This is a genomic window from Noviherbaspirillum galbum (genome assembly GCF_010974945.1).
GTDB lineage: Bacteria > Pseudomonadota > Gammaproteobacteria > Burkholderiales > Burkholderiaceae_D > Noviherbaspirillum > Noviherbaspirillum galbum.
This window is the reverse complement of sequence record NZ_JAAIVB010000074.1, coordinates 18,434-37,573: the sequence shown is the minus strand read 5'-3', so window position 1 is coordinate 37,573 and position 19,140 is coordinate 18,434. Positions and strand designations below refer to the sequence as shown.

Here is a 19,140-nt window from a genome sequence, read left to right as displayed (position 1 = left end):
GTGCCATGCGCGCCGGCGCATGGCACGGCCCGCATTTTGTCTCGCGACGCTAGCGGTTTGGCACGGGACGCAAGTGACGCGCGGAATGATCGCACTTACAGTGCATCGAACACATAACAAAAAAGAACTGACCGATTCCAGGAGACGCGCGTGCATTTTCGCGTTGCATCATGCCGATGCAGCCGGGATGCATGCCACTTCACACAACGATTCGACTTCGGCCGCGGCGGCATCTGAACCGTCACGGACGAAAGCCGCATTTCCATGAAAACGAGGAGACAAAGATGCAGTTCACAAAAACGGCAGTGGCAATCGCGTTGGCAGCCAGCCTGGGCGTAATGGCCGGATGCGGCGGCGGCGGAAACGATGCGCCGGAATTCAGGACCACCAGCTATGGCACGGTGCAGGGCGTCAATGACTCCGCGAAGTCGGGCACCTACTTCTGGAAAGGCATTCCCTTCGCCAAGGCGCCGACGGGCAACCTGCGCTGGAAGGCCCCGGTCGAGCCGGATACCTGGCCGCAGGCGCTGGCCACGCAGAAGTTCGGCAACGCATGCATCCAGAACGGGCGAATCTACGGCCCCGGAAGCAACAACACCTATGACGCAACGATCGGAACGACGCTCAACACCCCGGTGGGAAGCGAAGACTGCCTGACGCTGAACATCTGGCGTCCCGCGAGCGAAGCCAAGAATCTGCCGGTCATCCTGTTCCTGTACGGCGGCAGCAACATCTCCGGCTATACCGCCGACCCTGTCTATGATGGGGCAAACCTTGCCCGGTCCGCCAATGCGATCGTGGTGACGGCGAACTACCGCGTCGGCGTATTCGGCTTCTTCAACATGGCCCAGCTGAAAACCGGCGCCAACGCCGCCGAAGACTCGGGCAACTTCGCGCTCCTGGACAACATCCAGGCGCTCAAGTTCATCCAGAACAACATCGACAATTTCGGCGGCGACAAGGGCAACGTGACCTTGATGGGTCAATCCGCCGGCGCGATCAACGTATGGTCGCTCATCGCATCCCCGCTGACGGCCGGCCTGTTCCACCGCGCGGCGCCCTTGAGCGGCGGCATTTCGCTGGCAACCAATCTTCCCCAGGGTACGCTGCCCATCCTGAGCCCGGCGGCGACGTACGCCACCCAGTCTTCTTCCCTGCTGGCCAACCTCGTGATCGCGGATGGCAAGGCAACCGACACCAGCTCCGCGCAAGCCTATATTGCCACCCTGTCGAACCAGCAGGTCGCGGACTACATGCGTTCCAAGGACGCCAAGGGAATCCTGACGACGGTATTGACCAAGGGCTTGAATTCGTCCGGCCCGATCCCCGACAACGCGGTCCTGCCGAAGGATCCGATCGCGGCGATCTCCGCGGGCGCATACCGGAAAGTGCCGATGCTCGTGGGCAGCACGAGCGAGGAAGGAAAACTCTTCCAGGCCCTTTTCCCGCTGCTCCCCGGCCACAAGCCTGGCTTCCTGATCTCCGACGCGACCCGCTTCGCGACGATGATGAACTACAATCCGGACGCCGCGCCGGCCGTGTCCCTCAGCGACCTGATCGACGCGTCCTACCTCCCGCCGGAGACGGCAGGCACCGGCTACAACGCCACGGCCGCCTTCTTCACCAACAATTTCTTCTTCGCGAACCGCGACAACGCACTCAATGCGGTGAAGTCCCAGCAGCCGAACGTCTGGGCCTACCAGTTCAACTGGGCCCAGGAGCCCGCTCCCTGGAATGTCGTGTACGGCGCGGCCCACGCATTTGACCTGCCGTTCATCTTCCGCAATTTCGGTCCTTCGCTGTTCTCCAACGTCGTCAACAGCAAGGCCAATGAAGCGGGCAGGCTGGAGTTGTCGGATGCGATGATGAACTCCATCGGCGCATTCGCGAAGAACGGCGATCCCAACAATGCATCGCTGGGCGTGTCTTGGCAGCCTTGGCCGCAGAAGCTGATCTTCGACGCCACGCAAACCAAGAAGCAGATCTCCGCTCAGTAAGCGGCCGGGGAAGGCATACTGGGGCTTCGGCCGTGCCTTCCCGCCTGGCCATGCGGCGACGCGTCCGTCGCCGCCACAGTGATTCAGTTATTCAATTCAAGCTCATTGGAGTTCAACATGCATTTGAAGCATCTGGTGACGGCCCTGGCCGCCACCGCCGCGGTTTCTTCCTTGCCGGCGCAGGCGCAGCAGGGAAAAATTTCCGACGACGTCGTGAAGATCGGCGTGCTGACGGACATGTCGGGACTGTACTCCGACCTTAGCGGAGAAGGCTCCGTCGTCGCCGCCCGGATGGCGGTGGAAGACTTCGGCGGCAAGGTCCTCGGCAAGCCGGTCGAGGTCATCTTTGCGGACCACCAGAATAAATCCGACATCGCGGCATCGAAGGCGCGGGAATGGTTCGATTCCCAGAAGGTCGACATGATCACCGACCTCGTCACCTCGAGCACGGCCCTGGCCGTGGCTGACATCGCGAAGCAGAAGAACCGCATCGCGATGATCAATGGGGCTGGTTCCAGCAAGCTGATCAATGAAAACTGCACGCCCAACAGCGTGCTGTACTCATGGGATACGTATGCGCTGGCAAATGGCACGGCCAACGCGGTTTACAAGCAGGGCGGCGACTCGTGGTATTTCGTCACCGCGGACTATACGTTCGGCCATTCGCTCGAGAAGGACGCCAGCGACGTCATCAAGGCGAACAATGGCAAGGTCCTCGGCGCGGCGCGGCATCCGCTGAATGCGTCGGACTTCTCGTCCTACCTGCTGAAGGCGCAATCGTCCGGCGCCAAGGTGATCGCGCTTGCCAATGCCGGCGGCGACACCGTGAACGCCATCAAGGCGGCGAACGAGTTCGGCATCACGACCTCCGGCAAGCAAAAGCTGGCGTCGCTGCTGATGACGATCAATGACGTGCATAGCCTCGGCCTGAATGCCGCGCAGGGCATGTATGCGACCGATGCGTTCTACTGGGATCTCAACGACGATACCCGCGCCTGGTCGAAAAAGTTCTTCGCGAAGATGAAGAAGATGCCGAACATGATCCATGCGGGCGTGTATTCATCGACGATGCATTACCTGAAGGCGATCCAGGCTGCCGGCACGGACGACGCCGGGGTGGTCATGAAGAAGATGAAAGAGACGCCGATCAACGACTTCTTCGCCAAGAACGGCAAGATCCGCGAAGATGGCCGGATGGTGCACGACATGTACCTCGTGCAAATCAAGAAACCGTCCGAATCCAAGTCGCCGTGGGACTATTACAACATTCGCGCCGTCATTCCGGGCGACCAGGCATTCCAGCCTCTGTCGAAGAGTGCCTGCCCCCTCGTCAAGAAATGAGTTGAGGCTCGATGAGTTGAGGCTCGTATTGGCAGCCGCGCCACCGGTCCCGGCCGGTTCATTGTCCGCGGCTGCCTGTTCCTGACATTCCGGATCTTGTCTTGCGTCCCTGGTTCGCATTTGGGTAACTTGGAGAGCATATGCTGCGTTGCGCGTTGAAGTTAATGGCTGTATTGACTGCCTGTCTTTCCTTTACCGCCGCTGGCGCGAGCGAGATCCGGATCGGTTTCGTGAATGGCATTACCGGACCTATCTCCGAGACCGCCAAGGAACTGGAAACCCTGACCGCCGGCTACCTCGAGATGGTGAATGCGCAAGGCGGGGTGCATGGCAAGCGGCTGAAACTGGTGGTGAGGGACGATGGCTACAATCCGGCCCGCACCGCGACGCTGACCGAAGAACTGGTCGAGAAGGAAAAGATCGTGGGCCTGGTGAACAGCGCCGGGACCGCGCCCACGCTCTCGGTCATCAAGTCCGGCGTCCTTTCGAGGAACCGGGTGCCGCTGGTCGGCGTATTCAGCGGCGCCGACGCCATCCGCGGCCCAGGGTCGGAAGAGATTTACCATACCCGGCCGACCTACGGCCAGGAAATTCGAAAGATCGCCCAGCTCGCCTCGACGCTTGGCTTGAAGCGCATCGCCGTCCTGTACCAGGACGATGCGTTTGGCCAGGGCATCCTGAAACGCCTCGAGGACAGTGAGAAAGAGTTCGGCCTCCAGGTGATGGCGAAGGTGGCCTACAAGCCGGGCACCAAGGACTTTGCCGCGCAAGCCCGATCCGTCGAATCGGTCAGTCCCCAGGCGATCTTCCTGATGGGCGTTCCGGATTCGACCTATCAGTTCATGAAGGCGTATGACGCTCCCGCCGGGGCCGCGCAAATCTACGCGCTGTCATTCGTCACGCCAAAGCTGCTCGCCGACACCGCCGGCGATGCCAAGGCGCGCGGTATCGGAATTTCCCAGGTCGTGCCCAATCCGAATTCGGCGACGATCCCGCTGATCAAGGAGTTCCGGACCTTTCTCAACACACCGTATGGCAAAGGCATCACCCCGAGTCCGGTCACCCTCGAAGGATTCCTCAACATCCGGTTGCTGCTGGATGCCATCCGCATGGCCGGGCCGCAGCCGACGGGGGAGAAGGTCCTGCAAGCCTTGAGCGGCATGCAGCGCTACTCCGTTGGCGGCTTCCAGGTCGACTTCGCCGACGGCAACCGCAATGGGTCGAACTTCATCGACATCGCGGTCGTGGGACGCAATGCCAGGCTGCAGTATTGATGCCCGCATGAAAAGCACCCCGGGCGGCTAGTCCGGCCGGCTGCGGTAGTCTCCGGGCGAGGTTCCGAACCAGCGCTTGCAGGCCCGGAAGAAGGTGCTTTGATCGGCGAATCCCAGGAGATACGCGGTCTGGGCAAGCGTGATCCTGTGGATGCGCAGGTACTGGTCGGCGAGATCGCGGCGCGTCGTATCGACGAGCTCATTGAAGGAGGTGCCTTCTTCCTGCAGCCGGCGCTGCAAGGTTCTTTCGCTGAGGCACATTTCCCGGGCGATATCTGCGCGCAGCGGGTCGCCGTCCGGAAGACGCCGCACCACGAGCTCCTTGACCCGGGAAGTCAGTTTCGCCGCGTCGAGCCGGTGCAGGTGTTCACCCGCCATCCGGTCGTTCAGCGCCGCCAGGGCAGGGTTCGCCATCGGCAGCTCCGCCTTCAGGGCGTCTTCTGAAAAATGGATCTGGTGCACGCTTGCGTCGAAGCGCAGAGGACAGCGGAAGGCGAGATGGTAAGGCTGCAGGTCCGATGGTTCCGGATAGGGAAAGTCGACGGACAGCGGCCGCAGGTTCAGGCCGGTGATCCAGCGCAGGATGTTGAGAATGGTAAGGACCACAAACTCGATTCGCGCGCGGGGAGGGGAGTGCCCGGTATCCACCAGCGCGATCGTCAAACCATGGCCGATGTCATTCTTGACGAGCCGGATGTCAGCCGCGTCGCTGACGATCCGCATGTAGCGCAGGAAGCGCTCCAGCGCCGCCATCAGGTCGGGGCAAGTCATCATGACATGCACGATCACGTCGAAGCTGGCGGGATGCGCGATATCCGGCATCGCCAGACCGAGATACGGGTTCTTCGATCTTTCGACGGCCAGTTCCCAAAGGCGGCTGATGCTCTCGGGAGAAAAACGGGCATCCGGATTCCGGGTTTCATCGAGACAGATGCCTGCATCCCGGAGAAGACCCGGCACGTCAAGCTCGACCGATTCGAAAAGCCGGATAACACCCTTTAGCCAGGAAACAGCCACTGTGGGAAGCGGAAGCGCACTCATCTCTAACCGGTTGTCGACAACAATTAAGCAATTCTTGTTGGCAATCGGTTTTTAGTCAATATGATTCCTGGCAATTGTTTCGTCGCATCCAGAGGCGATGCCTGTCAAAGCTCCCTGGCGTACCGGCCCTCAGGCCACGCTCACCACGTTCACCGCGTCGTCCTTGCGGATCACATTGACGCCGACATTGTTCGGATAGCGCTGCAGCCGCAGGTCGACCGTGGAATCGCCGATCGCCAGGTCGCGAATCTCCACCGCATCCAGGAAGGAGGGCAGCTGCGGCTTGCGGAAGCGGATCTCGCGCTGCTCGGGATTGAAAGACAGGCCGAGGCAGGCCTGCAGCAGGTAGAACACGGTGGTTGCCGCCCAGGCCTGCGGAGAGCATGCAACCGGATACAGCGTAGGGCCTTCGTCCTCGCGCTTCTCGAAGCCGCAGAACAGTTCCGGCATGCGGTGCTGGTCCATGTACAGGATGACGTCGCGCATGGCGTTGAAGACCTGCATCGCGCTGTTCGTGAGGCCGTAGCGGGCCATGCCGGCCGCGATGATGGCATTGTCGTGCGGCCACACCGACCCATTATGGTAGGCCATCGGGTTGTAGCGGACTTCATCGTTGCGGATGGTACGGATCCCCCATCCGGAAAAGAAATCAGGCTTCAGCAGCCGGTTGGCGGTGCGCAGCGCATATTCTTGCGTGGCGATGCCGCTCCACAGCGGATGGCCCGCGTTCGAGGAACCGACCGCGCACTGCCGTTTCTTGCCGTCCAGCGCCAGCGCATACATGTCCAGTTCTTCGCACCAGAAGGCTTCGTTGAAATGACGCTTCAGTTCGCGCGCCTGTTTTTCCAGGTCGGCGGAGAGCGCATCCTCGCCGAGCAGGCGGGCGAGGCGTGCCGCCTGCAGCTTGGCGTCGTACACGTAGCCCTGCACCTCGCAGAGGGCGATCGGCGCGGCGGCCATCTCGCCGTCGCTGTGGAAAATGGAATCGTGCGAATCTTTCCAGCCCTGCTGCGCCAGGCCGCTTTCGGTGTAGCGCGCGTATTCGACGAAGCCATCGCCGTCGCGGTCGCCGAATTCATCGATCCAGCGCAGGGCGTTGCGGATGTTGCCCCAGATCGACTTGATGAACGCAAGGTCGCCGGTGCGCTCGTAGTACGCGCCGGCGAGGCCGACGAACAGCGGCGTCGCGTCGACCGTTCCGTAGTAGCGGCGGAAGGGAATCTCGCCGAGCTCTGCCAGCTCGCCCTGGCGCGCTTCGTGCAGGATCTTGCCGGGTTCGGCGTCGCGTGCCGGGTCGGCTTGCGTCGCCTGCGCATCCGCAAGGAAACCGAGCACCCCCTTGGCGAGCCGCGGATCGATCCACAGGTACTGCCAGGCCGTCAGGATGCCGTCCCGCCCAAAGGTAGTGGAGTACCACGGCAGGCCGGCATAGGGATAATCGCCCTGCGGCTGCCGCGTGGTCAGCATGAGGAGATCGGCGTTTGACCGGTCCACCCAGCTGTTGAACAAGGTGTCCGAGCTCTGGACCTTGGTGCGGTGCTCCTGCCGCGCGCGGGCCGACTCGCTGGCGCGGGTGTACGCGTCGAAATAGCTGAGGACGGGCGCGGCCGGAGCTTCGCCCAGTTCGCATTGGATCGCGAAGTAGATGTGCACCTCGTCCTTGGGCGGCAGTTCGAGGTCGAAGTCGGCGCGGTCGGCGGCCAGCGCATCCGGCACGGGCTCGAAGCTGAGGGCCGTGCGGCGCACGGTATTGTCCAGGCCGCGATAGCCGATGGTCACGCCGGCGTCCCGCACTTCCGGCTCCAGCGCCTTGCCGCGCTTGCCGCGCTGGAATCCGCGCACCTCGAAGATGTCCTTGTAGTCGCCGCCGAACAGCAGGGAAAGACGGGTCTCGACCGGCTGCAGGCCGAAATTGATCACGCGCACATGCTCGTAGCAGGCGCCGTCGTACAGCAGCTTGGCCCGGAAGATATGCACCGTGCCCTTGGGAATGTAGGTCTTGTCATCCGGATGCAGGTCGGGATTCATCAGCTCGATGACGAACAGGCCGTTCTCGTCCTTCACCGTGGAATTGAGGAACATCGGCCGGGCGCCGCCTATCTGCAGTTCGAGATGGGAAAGGAAACAGGTATCTCCGCGGTAGATGCCTTCTTCGCCGAGGCCGATCGGCTGGATATCGCCGAAACGGTCGAACAGGCCGAAGATTTCATCCGCCTTGAGCACGCGGCGCCGGTCGTCCGCCGGCGATGAGGTCGCGAGGATGTACCACTGCTCTTCAATCCGGATTTTCTGGATCATGCGATCGTCCTCTTTGCGGTAACGGCCCGCACGGCCATGGACGACACCTCGTCGAACGCGCGAATGCAAAGTTCATACACGCGCAGATAGTCGCGGGCCATGCGATCCGCGGTGAAGCGGTCTTCGAAAGCTCTGCGGCAGGCGTGACGGTCGATGCTGTCGATGCGCAGGGCCGCTTCCACAGCCTGCTCCTGGTTGTCCACGATAAAGCCGGTCACGCCATCATCGATGATTTCCTCGACCGAGCCGTTCCGGTACGCAATGACCGGTGTGCCGCAAGAGAGTGCTTCGATCATGACCAGTCCGAATGGTTCGGGCCAGTCGATGGGAAGCAGCAATGCCCTGGCGCGTTCCAGCAGCTTGCGCTTTTCTTCCTGCGACACTTCGCCGAGGTAGGTGACGCAGGGCTTGCTGAACAGGGGCGCGATCTCGTCTTCAAAAAAAAGCCTGTCGGCATCGTCGATCTTGGCGCCGATGCGGATGGGAACGCCGCTGCGTTCGGCGATCTCGATGGCCCGGTCCAGCCGCTTTTCCCGCGATATCCGGCCCACGAAGGCAAAGTAGTCGTCGGCCTCCGGCGAAAAACTGAACAGGTCGTCCGGCAGCCCGTGATGGACCGTCGCCATCCATCGCGCTTCTGGAAGCGGCTTGCGCTGCGCTTCGGAAATGGAGACGAGGGGCGTATCCGCGAAATGCCCGTACAAGGGCGCGAGAAAAGGCAGGTCGAGCCTGCCGTGCAAGGTGGTCACGTGCGGCACGTCGAGCATGCGCGCAAGGGGAAGGTGCGTGATGTCGGTGTGAAAGTGGAGGATATCGAACCGGGGCGCGTCGCGGCACAGCATGTCGAGCTGCATGGCATGGTAGGCCATCCAGCTGATGTCGCCGAGCGCCGGCCGGATGCTTTTTTCCACCGGTGAAACCAGCCGCGCTTCGGTGACGGAATCGCCTGCGGCGTAGAGCGTGACCTCATGGCCCTGCCTGACCAGTTCTTCCGTCAGGTAGGAAACCACGCGTTCGGTCCCGCCATAGCCTCTGGGCGGAACGCTTTCAAACAAGGGAGCGACTTGGGCTATCTTCATGGTTATCCTGGTCAATGCCAGTCGGTAACGCGCTTTCTCGCAGCACGGGCTCGTTAAGTATCGAGCCGAGCCCCGGAATGAAATTGATACCGCTCAAATTTTCCTGCCGGCCCCCGATTCGCAATCATTGCAGGATTGGCGCAGTGAAAGATTTTCGCTGGTGCTTTGTTCCTGAAATTTGATCTGGATGCCGGCGCGCTGCGGCGGCCCGGCAATAGCATGGCGTTGAAGGAAGTCGCCGTGCACGGAAAGGAAACATTCCCGTGCGAATGAATGAATTCCGGGCGCCGGGGGAATGACCATGACTGCCCATGAAATGCTTGCCGCTGCGATGAATGGCAGGAAAGAAACGGCTGTCGAAGAAGGCGGTTCCGCGGCGCGGACAGGCGCGCTGGAAGCCGCCATCTTCGACATGGATGGCGTCGTGACCCGGACCGCCGGCCTGCATGCCGAGGCATGGAAACAGACTTTGGATGACATCCTGCGCCGGCACGCGCCTGACGGGGCGAGCTGGCAGGCTTTCGACGTCCGGGCCGACTATCTGGCCTATGTCGATGGAAAGCCGCGCCGCGACGGACTGCGCTCCTTTTTGCGGGCGCGCGGCATCCAGCTCGGCGACGCGGAAGAGGAGGCGGCCGCAGAGCGCAAGGACCAAGCCTTCATCACGCTGCTGCGGGCGCAGGGTGCAAGCACCTATCCCGGCACCCTGGCGCTGATCGGCGCGCTGCGCCGGCGCGGCATCAAGACGGCGGTGGTCACTTCCAGCCGGCATGGGCGGCAGGTGCTGGGCGAGGCGGGTGCCGCCGGACTGTTCGATGCGTGCATGGATGGCATGGACCTGCAGGCCATGGCGCTGGCGGGCAAGCCTGATCCGGCGATGTTTCTGAAAGCGGCCCAGAGACTCGGCGTGCCGCCAGCGCGCGCGATGGTGGTGGAAGATGCGGCAGCCGGCGTGCAGGCCGGCAGGCGCGGCGACTTCGGGCTGGTCGTGGGCGTGGACCGCGGCGGCAATGCGGACGCGCTGCGGCGCGCAGGCGCCGATCTCGTGGTGAAGGACCTGGACGAACTCGATACGGACCGGGTCGAAGCCGCCTACCGCTCGCGCCAGCGGGAAGTCGCCTGGCGCATCGAACAGGAAGGCTTCGATGCGGCGCGCGAGCCAGACATGGAAAGCCTGTTCGCCGTGGGCAACGGTTATCTCGGCGTCCGCGGCGTCTACGACATTCCGCCGCCGGGGGCGCAATGCGACCTGTTCGTCGCCGGCATCTATGATGCGAAGCGTGGCGACTTGCCGTACTCCGAACTGGAATTCCTCGCGCCCGAGCGCGACGGCGACCCCTTCGCCGAACTCGTACCCTTGCCATTTCCCTTCCGCCTGCAGGCCTCTGTGGGAGGCGATCCGCTCGATCTGTCCGGGCCCTCCGGACGGGGGCTGAAACGCGTGCTCGACCTGCGGCGGGCGGTACTGCATGCCGATGCGCTGTTCGAGACCGCTGGCGGGCGTCAGACTTCCCTGCGTACCCGGCGCTGCGCCTCGCTGGCTGACCCGCACCTGCTGTTGCAGGAAGCCATTGCCGTTCCGCTGAACCACTGGGCATCCGTTGAATTCGACGCCGCGCTGTTTGATAGCGCGCGGTTCGCCGCCGACCATCCACAGTTGCGCCTGCTCGAGCATATGGCGACGCCGGAGCTGGAACTGCTGTGCTTCGCCACCCGCGCTTCGCGTTTCGACATCGCCATCGCCTCGCGCGTGGTCCGCATTCCCGGCGGCATCCGCCGCTTGCTGTCGATCTTTACCAGCCGGGACGCCGCGGACCCGAAGCAGGCGTGCCTGGCGCATTCGCGCGCCTTGTCCGGCGCGGACTTCGAGCAGCGACTCGATGAGCACGCGGCCCAATGGGACCGCTTCTGGGAGGCGGCGGACATTCAGGTGCCCGGCCACCCCGCGGTGGAACAGGCGCTGCGCTTCGGCAGCTACCATCTCAGGCTTCCGGCCGGCGACGATCCGCGCGTGTCCATCGGCGCGCGGGGGCTCAGCGGTCGCGCGTATGAAGGCCATGTGTTCTGGGACACGGAAATCTTCATGTTGCCTTTCTTCCTGCATGCCGATCCCGCGCGCGCCCGCACGCTGCTGATGTACCGCCACGGCACGCTTCCGGGCGCGCGCGAACGCGCGGCGGCAACAGGATTCCGCGGCGCGTGCTTTGCCTGGGAATCCACCTTGACCGGCCGCGACGTGACGCCGGACAAGGTCATCCTGAAAAGCACCGGCAAGGAAATCCCCATCTTCACCGGCCGCCAGCAGATTCATGTCACGGCCGATGTCGCCTATGCGGTCTGGCGCTACTGGGAGGCAACTGGCGACGACGGCTTCCTGCTTGGACCGGGCGCGCAGATCATGTTCGAGACCGCGCGCTTCTGGGCCAGCCGGGTCGAGCGCGATGGCCGGCAATATCACATTCGCGGCGTGGTCGGACCCGACGAGTATCACCACGACGTCAACGACAACGCTTACACCAACTGGATGGCGCGCCACAACCTGGATCGCGCCGCGTTCCTGGCCCGGCAAAGCGGCGTGCATGCCGGCGAGGCGGACGAATGGGCGGACATCGCGCAGGCGATGCACGTACCGCAACCCGGCAAGGATGGCGTGATCGAGCAGTTCGAAGGCTTCTTCGCGCTCGACGATTATTCGCTGCCGGTCGCGGAGCGCTTCAAGGCGCCGGTCAACCGCCTGTTCGACTGGGAACAGGTCAATCGCAGCAAGCTTCTCAAGCAGGCAGACGTGCTGATGCTGCCGCTGCTTTTTCCGGACGCCTTCAGCGATGAGGTGGTGGTGGCGAATTATCGCTACTATGAGCCGCTTACCGACCATGGCAGCAGCCTGTCGCCCGCCGTGCACGCGGCGATCGCCGCCCGCGTCGGCATGCGTGACGACGCGGAGCGTTACTGGAAGCAAAGCCTGTGGCTCGACCTGTCGAACGCGATGGACAACAGCATGCTCGGGGTGCACCTCGCCGCAATGGGCGGCACCTGGCAAGCCTTGGTATCGGGCTTTCTCGGCGTGCGCATGACGGCGCAAGGGATCAAGTCCGACCCGCGCGCTGCCAGCCGGCTGCCGCGCGACTGGGAAAGCGTCACGTTGCGGATGGCTTACCGCGGACACACGCATGCCATCTCGGTTTCGCGCGAAGCCGCAAAGGACACAGGATCATGAAAACGTTCGACACGCTGCTGTTGCCGCTCGACGGTTCGCCGGAGGCGGCGAAAGGCGTCGGTTGCGCCTTGTGGCTGGCCGAGGCGCTTGGCGCCACCTTGCATGTGCTGCACGCCGCAAGACAACCGCTGGCCGCGGCCGAGGCCCTCGCACGCCTGCACCTTCCGGGAGGCCACGCGCGCGTGATACTGCACCAGATGCCCGGCCAGGCAGACGCGGCGACCCTGGAGGCGGTCAGTGCGCACGGCGTGGACCTGGTGATCATGAGCGCGCGCGGCGCGTCCGCATCGGCGGGGCGCAACCTCGAGCAGCGCCTCGGCAGCATCGCGCAGGTCGTGATCGAGCGCAGTCCGGCGCCGGTCCTGCTCCTGCCGCTGCAATACCGCGAAGTCTTGCCCTGGACTTCCATGCTGGCGGCGGCAAGCGGCGAAACGGCGGCCGATGAAGCGCTCAAGGCCGCCGTCGGCCTGGCGGCGGCACTGCGCATCCCGCTGACCATCATGCATGCCGACGATGCCGCGCAAGCGGACAACCGGCGTCCGCTGCGCACTTATGCCGATGCCGCCTACCATGAATATCCCCACCGCATGGAAGCGCTGGTCAAGCGCGGACTGTCCGGCCGCAGCGCCGACGAGAGCGGCTGCATCGAGCAGGTCTTGCTCCGTCACGGGGATCCGGCCGACATTCTGCTTGCCCAGGTCGAATGCCAGGGATGCAGCGTGCTTGCGCTCGGTTGGCACGGTGCGCTCGGCGCGGGCCGTGCGCTTGTCCTGAAGCGACTGCTCGAAGAGGCGGGCTGTGCGCTGTTGTTGGTAAGGGGCGTGGAACGCCAGGCGGTGAAGCTTAACGTTGGGGAATGAAGGGAATAACGCAAATGGCGAGGAGCACGACGGCCTTGCCTGGCTCGGAATTGCAGTCGGGGGGAGATGAAATGTGAGCTGCGGACGGTCCAGCTCGCGTGTTGTCAATGTGACCGCTCCGGTTCTTTCCGTGGCCGCTTCCAAACCCGTTCATCGTGATACGGCTAGCTTGCTTAATTATGTACCGCCTATAGAGTCCGCCGCACTACGCCCTCTGACGTCCAGAGGCTGATACCGTCAGGCGACGGAAGGAGCCTTGTCCAGCGGCCGTGCATGACGTCGCTTTTTATGGAAATGGCAAAGATTGAGAACCTGCGTGGCAGGTCTGCGGATAGCGCCTCTACCAGTCAACGATCCTCCAGCTGGGCTCGCTCAAGTGCCGTACGAAGAACTCGGACAACGCTTCAATCTTGGCCGGCCGCGTGCGTGCCGAGGGTGTCACGAAATACAGGGCGCCGCGAGGCAGCGTCCAATCCCGCAAAATCGGTACGAGCCGGCCTTCGCGAACTTGGTCAGCACAAATGAATTCGGGGAATTCTGCGATCGCCAGGCCATCCAGCACGGTCGGCATCAATGCGTCGGCATTGGTCACGCGCAGTGGGCCGTTTGGCCTGATGTTGACTTCCTCGCCCGCATCATTGGTGAATCGCCAGACGTCACTGCGTGAGCGGTAGGCATATCCCAGGCAGGCGTGCTTATTCAAGTCAAAGGGGTGCTGCGGCGTACCGCTCCGTTCGAGATAGGCAGGCGAAGCGACCACTACCGGCGCGACTGGACACAAGCGGCGAGCCACCAGGGAAGAGTCCTCCAGCACGGCAATGCGCAGGGCCGCATCAAAGCCTTGTCCGACAAGGTCGACCTGGGCATCAGTCAGGTGGAGGTCGACCGAGACTTCCGGGAATTCCCTGAAAAACGCCGGCATCAGCGGCGCTACCCAGCGCAAGCCAAAAGACATCGGTACTGACAGCCGAACCAACCCCCGCGGCCGGGCAGACATTTCACGCGCCGTACCTTCAGCCGCTTCCGCTTCGCGATACACCTTAAGCGCGCTCTCCGCGATCAAGTTGCCAAATTCCGTTAGCGCGAGTTGCCGCGAGGTCCGGTTGAACAGGCGCGCGCCGAGCCGTTCCTCCAATCGTGCAACGGCGCGCGAAACCGTTGCTACCGACACGTTCAGTGCGCGGGCGGCGCCAGCGAACGAACGCTCCTCGGCGACCTTGGCAAACATGGCCAAGCCCTCGAAATCGGGAAGTGTCGACATCGACCTGTGCCTCCAAAATTGCAACGATGGTTTTCAATGATTGCTATTTTAAACTGGTTCCATCGTCGGTACGATGCTTCACATCGGAACACGCAATACAACAAGCGGCCCGAACAACCCACAACCGACATTGATTCTAGGAGCCCTTCATGACCCGCAAACTCGACGACAAGATTGCCCTGATCACTGGCGCTACCAGCGGCATTGGCCTGGCCACCGCAAAGCGCTTCGCCCTTGAAGGCGCCCAGGTGATCATTACCGGCCGCCGCCAGGCCGAGCTTGACGCCGCCATAGACGCCATCGGCCACCACGCCCTAGGCCTGCGCATCGATTCCAGCAACCTGGCTGCCCTCGACACGCTTTATGACGAGATTCGTGAGCGGTTTGGCCGTATCGACGTGCTGTATGCCAATGCCGGCGGCGGGTCAATGTTGCCGATTGGCGAGATCACCGAGGCGCAGTTCGACGACACCTTCGGCCGCAACGTGAAGGGCACCTTGTTCACCGTGCAGAAGGCGCTCCCGCTACTGTCCCGCGGGGCATCCGTCATCATGACCGGCTCTACCGCCGCCAGCACCGGCACGCCGGCCTTCAGCGTGTACGCTGCCAGCAAGGCGGCCGTGCGTGCCTTCGCTCGCAATTGGATCCTTGACCTGAAGGACCGCGGCATCCGCATCAACACCATCAGCCCGGGCCCAACCCGTACCCCGGGCCTGGTCGATCTGGCTGGGGACGACGCCCAGCAGCAGCAAGGTTTGCTGGACTACCTGGCGTCGCAAGTCCCGATGGGTCGCGTTGGTGACCCGGACGAAATCGCGAAGGCCGCGGTGTTCCTGGCTTCCGACGACGCCAGCTTCATCAATGGTATCGAGTTGTTCGTCGATGGCGGCCAAGCCCAAATTTGACCGGCCCTTGCTCGACTTGTTGCCGAGAAGATCGCCATTATTGAACTTCGCCCCTGCGCTGCCCTCGGAGGCAAGGACCTGGACTGGTTGAAGGCACGCCTGCATGGGGCGATTTCCAGCCGCGGCCGCCCTGAACATGGGCCGGTCGGCGTGCTGCGCGCCTGGAACGACGGCGAGTTCGCGCCGGGTTCAGGTTTTCCGATGCACCGCCACCAGAATGTCGAAATTTTTGACCTATGTGAGGCATGGTGCCCTTACCCACGAAGATCATTGGCGCTAGTCGCCCCAAATCATCCAAACCTGATTCACCCCACGCGCGAAGTACGCGGCACAAAAAAGGGCACGGCCAGCCGCCAGTTGCGAGAACGAGCCGGTGGCAAGGGGAGAAATGCTGCATGCTTATGCGGCGCGAGCGGACTTCCTGAACAGCAGCAGACGATTATTGGCCGGCAAGGCATGGTCGTGTACCAGTACCAGACCGTATTCGCTGGCAGTGTTGACGACCTGTTCGAAGTCCCGTATCCCGCTTGACGGATCGCGCTGCCGAAGCATCTCGTCGAACGCTCGATTACTCTCGCTGGTGTACGCCCCGTTGTAATTGAACGGACCATAGAGCGCCAGCATGCCCCCGCCCGGGAGATGTTGCCCTGCCAGATGGAACATATTTTCGACCAGCGACCAAGCAACAATGTGGGCGGTGTTCGCCGAAAACACCGCATCGAAACCCTCGGGCCAGACGCTGTCGCGCAAGTCCATCAGGATTGGCGGCAGAAGATTGTCGGCGGGATATGCCTGTTGCCAGGCAAGAATGCCATCATGGTTCTCTGCCAGATCACTTGTCTGCCAGATCAAGTGCGGTAGCGCCGGGGCAAAATAGGCTGCATGCTGGCCGGTGCCTGATCCGATTTCCAGCACGCGCGAACTGCTGGAAAACGCTTCTTTCAGCACCTTGAGAATGGGCTCCCTGTTATTCATGCAAGCCTGGGAAAAAGGTAGTTGCGACATAGGTATCGATGAATCGAAAGAATTGGTGGCGACGGCTGCCGTTACAACGTATGAATCGTTGTCAGGATAGTGCCCATTGCGTTGTCGAGTTTACTATGCGGCCGGAATGCGGTCTTCCGGTAACCGCGAGTGAGTGAGAAGCTGGTGAAAACGGCGCTTGCGATGGAGGATGCTGCTAGGAACCAACGCTCGCCGTCAAGGCTGTTTCATATAAAAAAGGCCCGCCGACAAGCGGCGGGCCGAAGTTCCATTGCTGGAGCGGAGGATGTAAATGGATTAGACGGGCTCGACGGAGTCCCACACTTCCTTCTTGGGGGCTGCTTTGTTTCCGAGAATCGCCTGCAGCACGACGGCGACCAGCACATTGAGCGCCAGCGCAGCCAGGCCTGTGTACATCGCAAAGCTGGCATCGCCCACCACGAAGGTGTGCACAGGCTTGATGCCATCGGAAAACACCAGCCAGCTTCCCACCGCCATGCCGGAGGCCCAGCCGCACAGCAGGGCAGGGGCGCGGAACCAGCGCACGAACAAGCCGAAGACGACCGCCGGGAAGGTCTGAAGGATCCAGACGCCGCCCAGGAGCTGCAGGTCCAAGGCAAACTTGGTCGGCAGCATCAGGATAAAGACCAGGGCGCCGAACTTCACTACCAGCGACACGATCTTGGCGACCTTTTCCTCGCCTGCCGGCGTGACGTTCGGATTGACGTAGGGCTTCCAGAAGTTGCGGGTGAACAGGTTCGAGGCGCCGATTGACATCACGGCGGCGGGAACGAGCGCGCCGATGGCAATGGCCGAGAAGGCAAAGCCGCTGAACCAGCTAGGGAAGAGCGTATTGAACAGGGCGGGCACCACGTCGTTATTGCTCTTGATGGAGATTCCGGCGGCATAGGCCATGAAGCCCAGCAGCGCGATCAGGCCCAGCAGCACCGTGTAGGCGGGCAGGAACACGGCATTCTTGCGGATCGTATTGGCGTCCTTGGCCGCGAAAATGCCGGTCAGGGTATGCGGGTACATGAACGCTGCCAGTGCCGAGCCGATGGCGAGCGTTGCAAACGGCAGGATCTGCGAGCCCTTCAGCGTGAGGCCGGTGGCGCCGCCCTTTGCGGCAAATGCCGTACTGGCCGAGCTGAACACCGCGCCATAGCCACCCAGCTTTGCAGGCACGACGATCACGGCAACGAGCACCACGATGTAGATCATCACGTCTTTCACAAAGGCGATCAGCGCCGGCGCGCGCAGTCCAGCGGAGTAGGTGTAGAGCGCCAGAATGACGAAAGCCGCGGTGATGGGCAGTTCGCCCGTCAAGCCAAGTGCCTTGATGACGACTTCCATGCCGATCAGTTGCAGGGCGATGTAGGGCATCGTGGCGATCACGCCGGTCAGGGCGACCGCCAGTTCCAGCGAGCGCGAACCATAGCGGCCATAAACCACGTCGGCTGCGGTCACGTAGCCCTTTTTATGGGCAACGCGCCAAAGCGCCGGCATGATCATGAAGACGATCGGGTACACGAGAATGGTGTAGGGCAGGGCGAAGAAGCCGTAGGCGCCCACCGCATAGACGAGGGCCGGCACCGCGATCACCGTATAGGCGGTATAGAAGTCGCCGCCGACCAGGAACCATGTGATCCAGGTGCCGAAATTGCGACCGCCCAAGCCCCACTCATCGAGGTGGGCGCCTTTGTCGGTATCGCCGCGCCGCCACTTGGATGCGACGAAGCCAAGGATGGTGACGAGCGCAAAGAAGAAGATGAAGACGCCAAGCGCCGTCCAGTTGATTTGGCCACCCATCATTGTTCTCCCTTGCGAACGCCGTCACGGTAGACGATCCAGATCAGCAGCGACGTGATCGGCACCCACATCAGCTGGTACCAGTAGAAGAAGGGAAATCCGAACAGCGCCGGCCCTTCATGGTTATAGAGCGGCACCCATAGCAGCCCGAGAAAGGGCAGTGCCAACAGCAGTTTGATCATGTGGTTTTCTCCAGTGTGGTCGTTAGAACTGTTTGTTGATTGGATAGCTGTGGCGGCGCAGATAGGTCAGCAGGGCGGTGCGGTGAACCAGGTCGAGCGTGCGGTAGCTGTCAAGCAGTTCACGTTCTTCCTCACCCAGTTCGCTGGGGCAGGCGACGGCGATCATGGAGCCGGTACCGAAGCGCAGCCATTCGGGCGACACATCGAGCAAGGCCGCAAGCGCCTGCAGCTTTTCCTGTGATGGTATTGCCGCACCGGTCAGCCACTTGCGCACCGCAGCAACGGTGACGCTGCGGCTGTTTTGCGATTCGTTATAGAGGCGCATGACGCCGGTTGGATAGGTGCGGTGGCCGCGGTATGCTAGGGCGTTAATGAGCCGGTCGCTAAAGGCGCGACACTCCATTTCGCTGGACATCATTTCTCCTTCGGTCTTCAGTTTCTGATCGGATTGTTTGCCGCACATCGCCATGTCGGGTTCTGAACGTGACTTTTCCATCAATGCCGGGCATTGAAACGAGGTTCTTTCAGCGCCAGGGACATGAAGGAAAAAGTACCCGTGTTACCACGGGCAAAACCCACTCGGAGCCGAGTTTGGGGAGACGATCGATGCTTACCGCTGAATGCTGAACTCCAGCCGGAAGACGTTTAGGGAGGCGATTCGAAAAGCGGAAGAAAAGAAGGGCATGCGGATCTCCTGGATTATTTTTTTCTAGCAGTGGGGTTGCGTGCGCCGCATGCCGATTCGATGCTGCGGCTTCACGCTTACCTCTGACAAGTGGAAGTATTGTCGATCACCCGACAAGCGCCAATCGCGAGAACTACGCAACCGCATCACGTAGAAACACGCAGGCGAATCCCAGCAAGCCTTTGCTGGGCGTGGGTAAAATCCGAC

General features: G+C 62.3%; 15 protein-coding genes. 6 read left to right on the top strand and 9 right to left on the bottom strand.

The features are described from left to right. Positions 1–284 precede the first annotated feature (284 nt). The 3 genes from G3574_RS21655 to G3574_RS21645 all read left to right on the top strand — a co-directional run bounded on the left by G3574_RS21655 (position 285) and on the right by G3574_RS21645 (position 4,612). Positions 285–1,997 carry a carboxylesterase/lipase family protein gene (locus G3574_RS21655; RefSeq protein ID WP_163967622.1) on the top strand — a complete coding sequence of 571 codons (1,713 nt, stop codon included), beginning with the start codon at positions 285–287 and terminating at the stop codon, positions 1,995–1,997. Between the two features lie 117 nt (positions 1,998–2,114). Further along, a complete protein-coding gene (locus G3574_RS21650) occupies positions 2,115–3,338 on the top strand; it encodes an ABC transporter substrate-binding protein (protein ID WP_163967621.1) in 1,224 nt (407 codons plus the stop codon). Positions 3,339–3,502: 164 nt separating this feature from the next. Beyond that, entirely contained in the window at positions 3,503–4,612 is a 1,110-nt protein-coding gene (locus G3574_RS21645) for an ABC transporter substrate-binding protein (RefSeq protein WP_163967620.1), read from the top strand. Between the two features lie 27 nt (positions 4,613–4,639). Here G3574_RS21645 and G3574_RS21640 read toward each other — a convergent pair whose 3' ends face one another. The 4 genes from G3574_RS21640 to G3574_RS21625 form a co-directional block, all read right to left on the bottom strand. Next, positions 4,640–5,572: an AraC family transcriptional regulator gene (locus G3574_RS21640; protein WP_163967619.1), complete on the bottom strand. Its 933-nt coding sequence runs from the start codon at positions 5,570–5,572 to the stop codon at positions 4,640–4,642. Between the two features lie 210 nt (positions 5,573–5,782). Beyond that, positions 5,783–7,951 carry an amylo-alpha-1,6-glucosidase gene (locus tag G3574_RS21635; protein WP_163967618.1) on the bottom strand — a complete coding sequence of 723 codons (2,169 nt, stop codon included), beginning with the start codon at positions 7,949–7,951 and terminating at the stop codon, positions 5,783–5,785. After that, complete coding sequence (locus G3574_RS21630; RefSeq protein ID WP_163967617.1) at positions 7,948–9,030, bottom strand: glycosyltransferase family 4 protein; 1,083 nt, start codon at positions 9,028–9,030, stop codon at positions 7,948–7,950. The genes G3574_RS21635 and G3574_RS21630 overlap by 4 nt, the downstream gene beginning before the upstream one ends. A gap of 93 nt (positions 9,031–9,123) precedes the next feature. After that, a complete protein-coding gene (locus G3574_RS21625) occupies positions 9,124–9,333 on the bottom strand; it encodes a hypothetical protein (RefSeq protein ID WP_163967616.1) in 210 nt (69 codons plus the stop codon). On the opposite strand from G3574_RS21625, the gene G3574_RS21620 reads away from it, so the two are divergent. After that, on the top strand, positions 9,332–12,247 hold the full coding sequence (locus tag G3574_RS21620; RefSeq protein ID WP_163967615.1) for a beta-phosphoglucomutase family hydrolase: 2,916 nt from the start codon (positions 9,332–9,334) through the stop codon (positions 12,245–12,247). The two genes, G3574_RS21625 and G3574_RS21620, sit on opposite strands and share 2 nt — an antisense overlap. Next, the gene (locus G3574_RS21615; RefSeq protein ID WP_163967614.1) at positions 12,244–13,107 is read left to right on the top strand and encodes a universal stress protein; all 864 of its coding nucleotides are present in this window, start codon (positions 12,244–12,246) and stop codon (positions 13,105–13,107) included. The genes G3574_RS21620 and G3574_RS21615 overlap by 4 nt, the downstream gene beginning before the upstream one ends. Before the next feature lie 340 nt (positions 13,108–13,447). On the opposite strand, the gene G3574_RS21610 is transcribed toward G3574_RS21615, so the two are convergent. After that, complete coding sequence (locus G3574_RS21610) at positions 13,448–14,368, bottom strand: LysR family transcriptional regulator (protein WP_163967613.1); 921 nt, start codon at positions 14,366–14,368, stop codon at positions 13,448–13,450. A 149-nt stretch (positions 14,369–14,517) separates the two neighbouring features. Here G3574_RS21610 and G3574_RS21605 point away from each other — a divergent pair, with 149 nt between their 5' ends. Beyond that, complete coding sequence (locus G3574_RS21605) at positions 14,518–15,273, top strand: SDR family oxidoreductase (RefSeq protein ID WP_163967612.1); 756 nt, start codon at positions 14,518–14,520, stop codon at positions 15,271–15,273. Between the two features lie 399 nt (positions 15,274–15,672). On the opposite strand, the gene G3574_RS21600 is transcribed toward G3574_RS21605, so the two are convergent. The 4 genes from G3574_RS21600 to G3574_RS21585 form a co-directional block, all read right to left on the bottom strand. Beyond that, positions 15,673–16,278 carry a DUF938 domain-containing protein gene (locus G3574_RS21600; RefSeq protein WP_163967611.1) on the bottom strand — a complete coding sequence of 202 codons (606 nt, stop codon included), beginning with the start codon at positions 16,276–16,278 and terminating at the stop codon, positions 15,673–15,675. 276 nt (positions 16,279–16,554) lie between these two features. Then, positions 16,555–18,066: a monocarboxylate uptake permease MctP gene (mctP, locus tag G3574_RS21595; protein ID WP_163967688.1), complete on the bottom strand. Its 1,512-nt coding sequence runs from the start codon at positions 18,064–18,066 to the stop codon at positions 16,555–16,557. Continuing rightward, entirely contained in the window at positions 18,066–18,245 is a 180-nt protein-coding gene (locus G3574_RS21590) for a DUF3311 domain-containing protein (RefSeq protein ID WP_163967687.1), read from the bottom strand. Before G3574_RS21590 ends, mctP begins: the two co-directional genes overlap by 1 nt. Positions 18,246–18,270: 25 nt before the next feature. Beyond that, positions 18,271–18,744 carry a helix-turn-helix domain-containing protein gene (locus G3574_RS21585; RefSeq protein ID WP_163967610.1) on the bottom strand — a complete coding sequence of 158 codons (474 nt, stop codon included), beginning with the start codon at positions 18,742–18,744 and terminating at the stop codon, positions 18,271–18,273. Between the last annotated feature and the right edge of the window lie 396 nt (positions 18,745–19,140).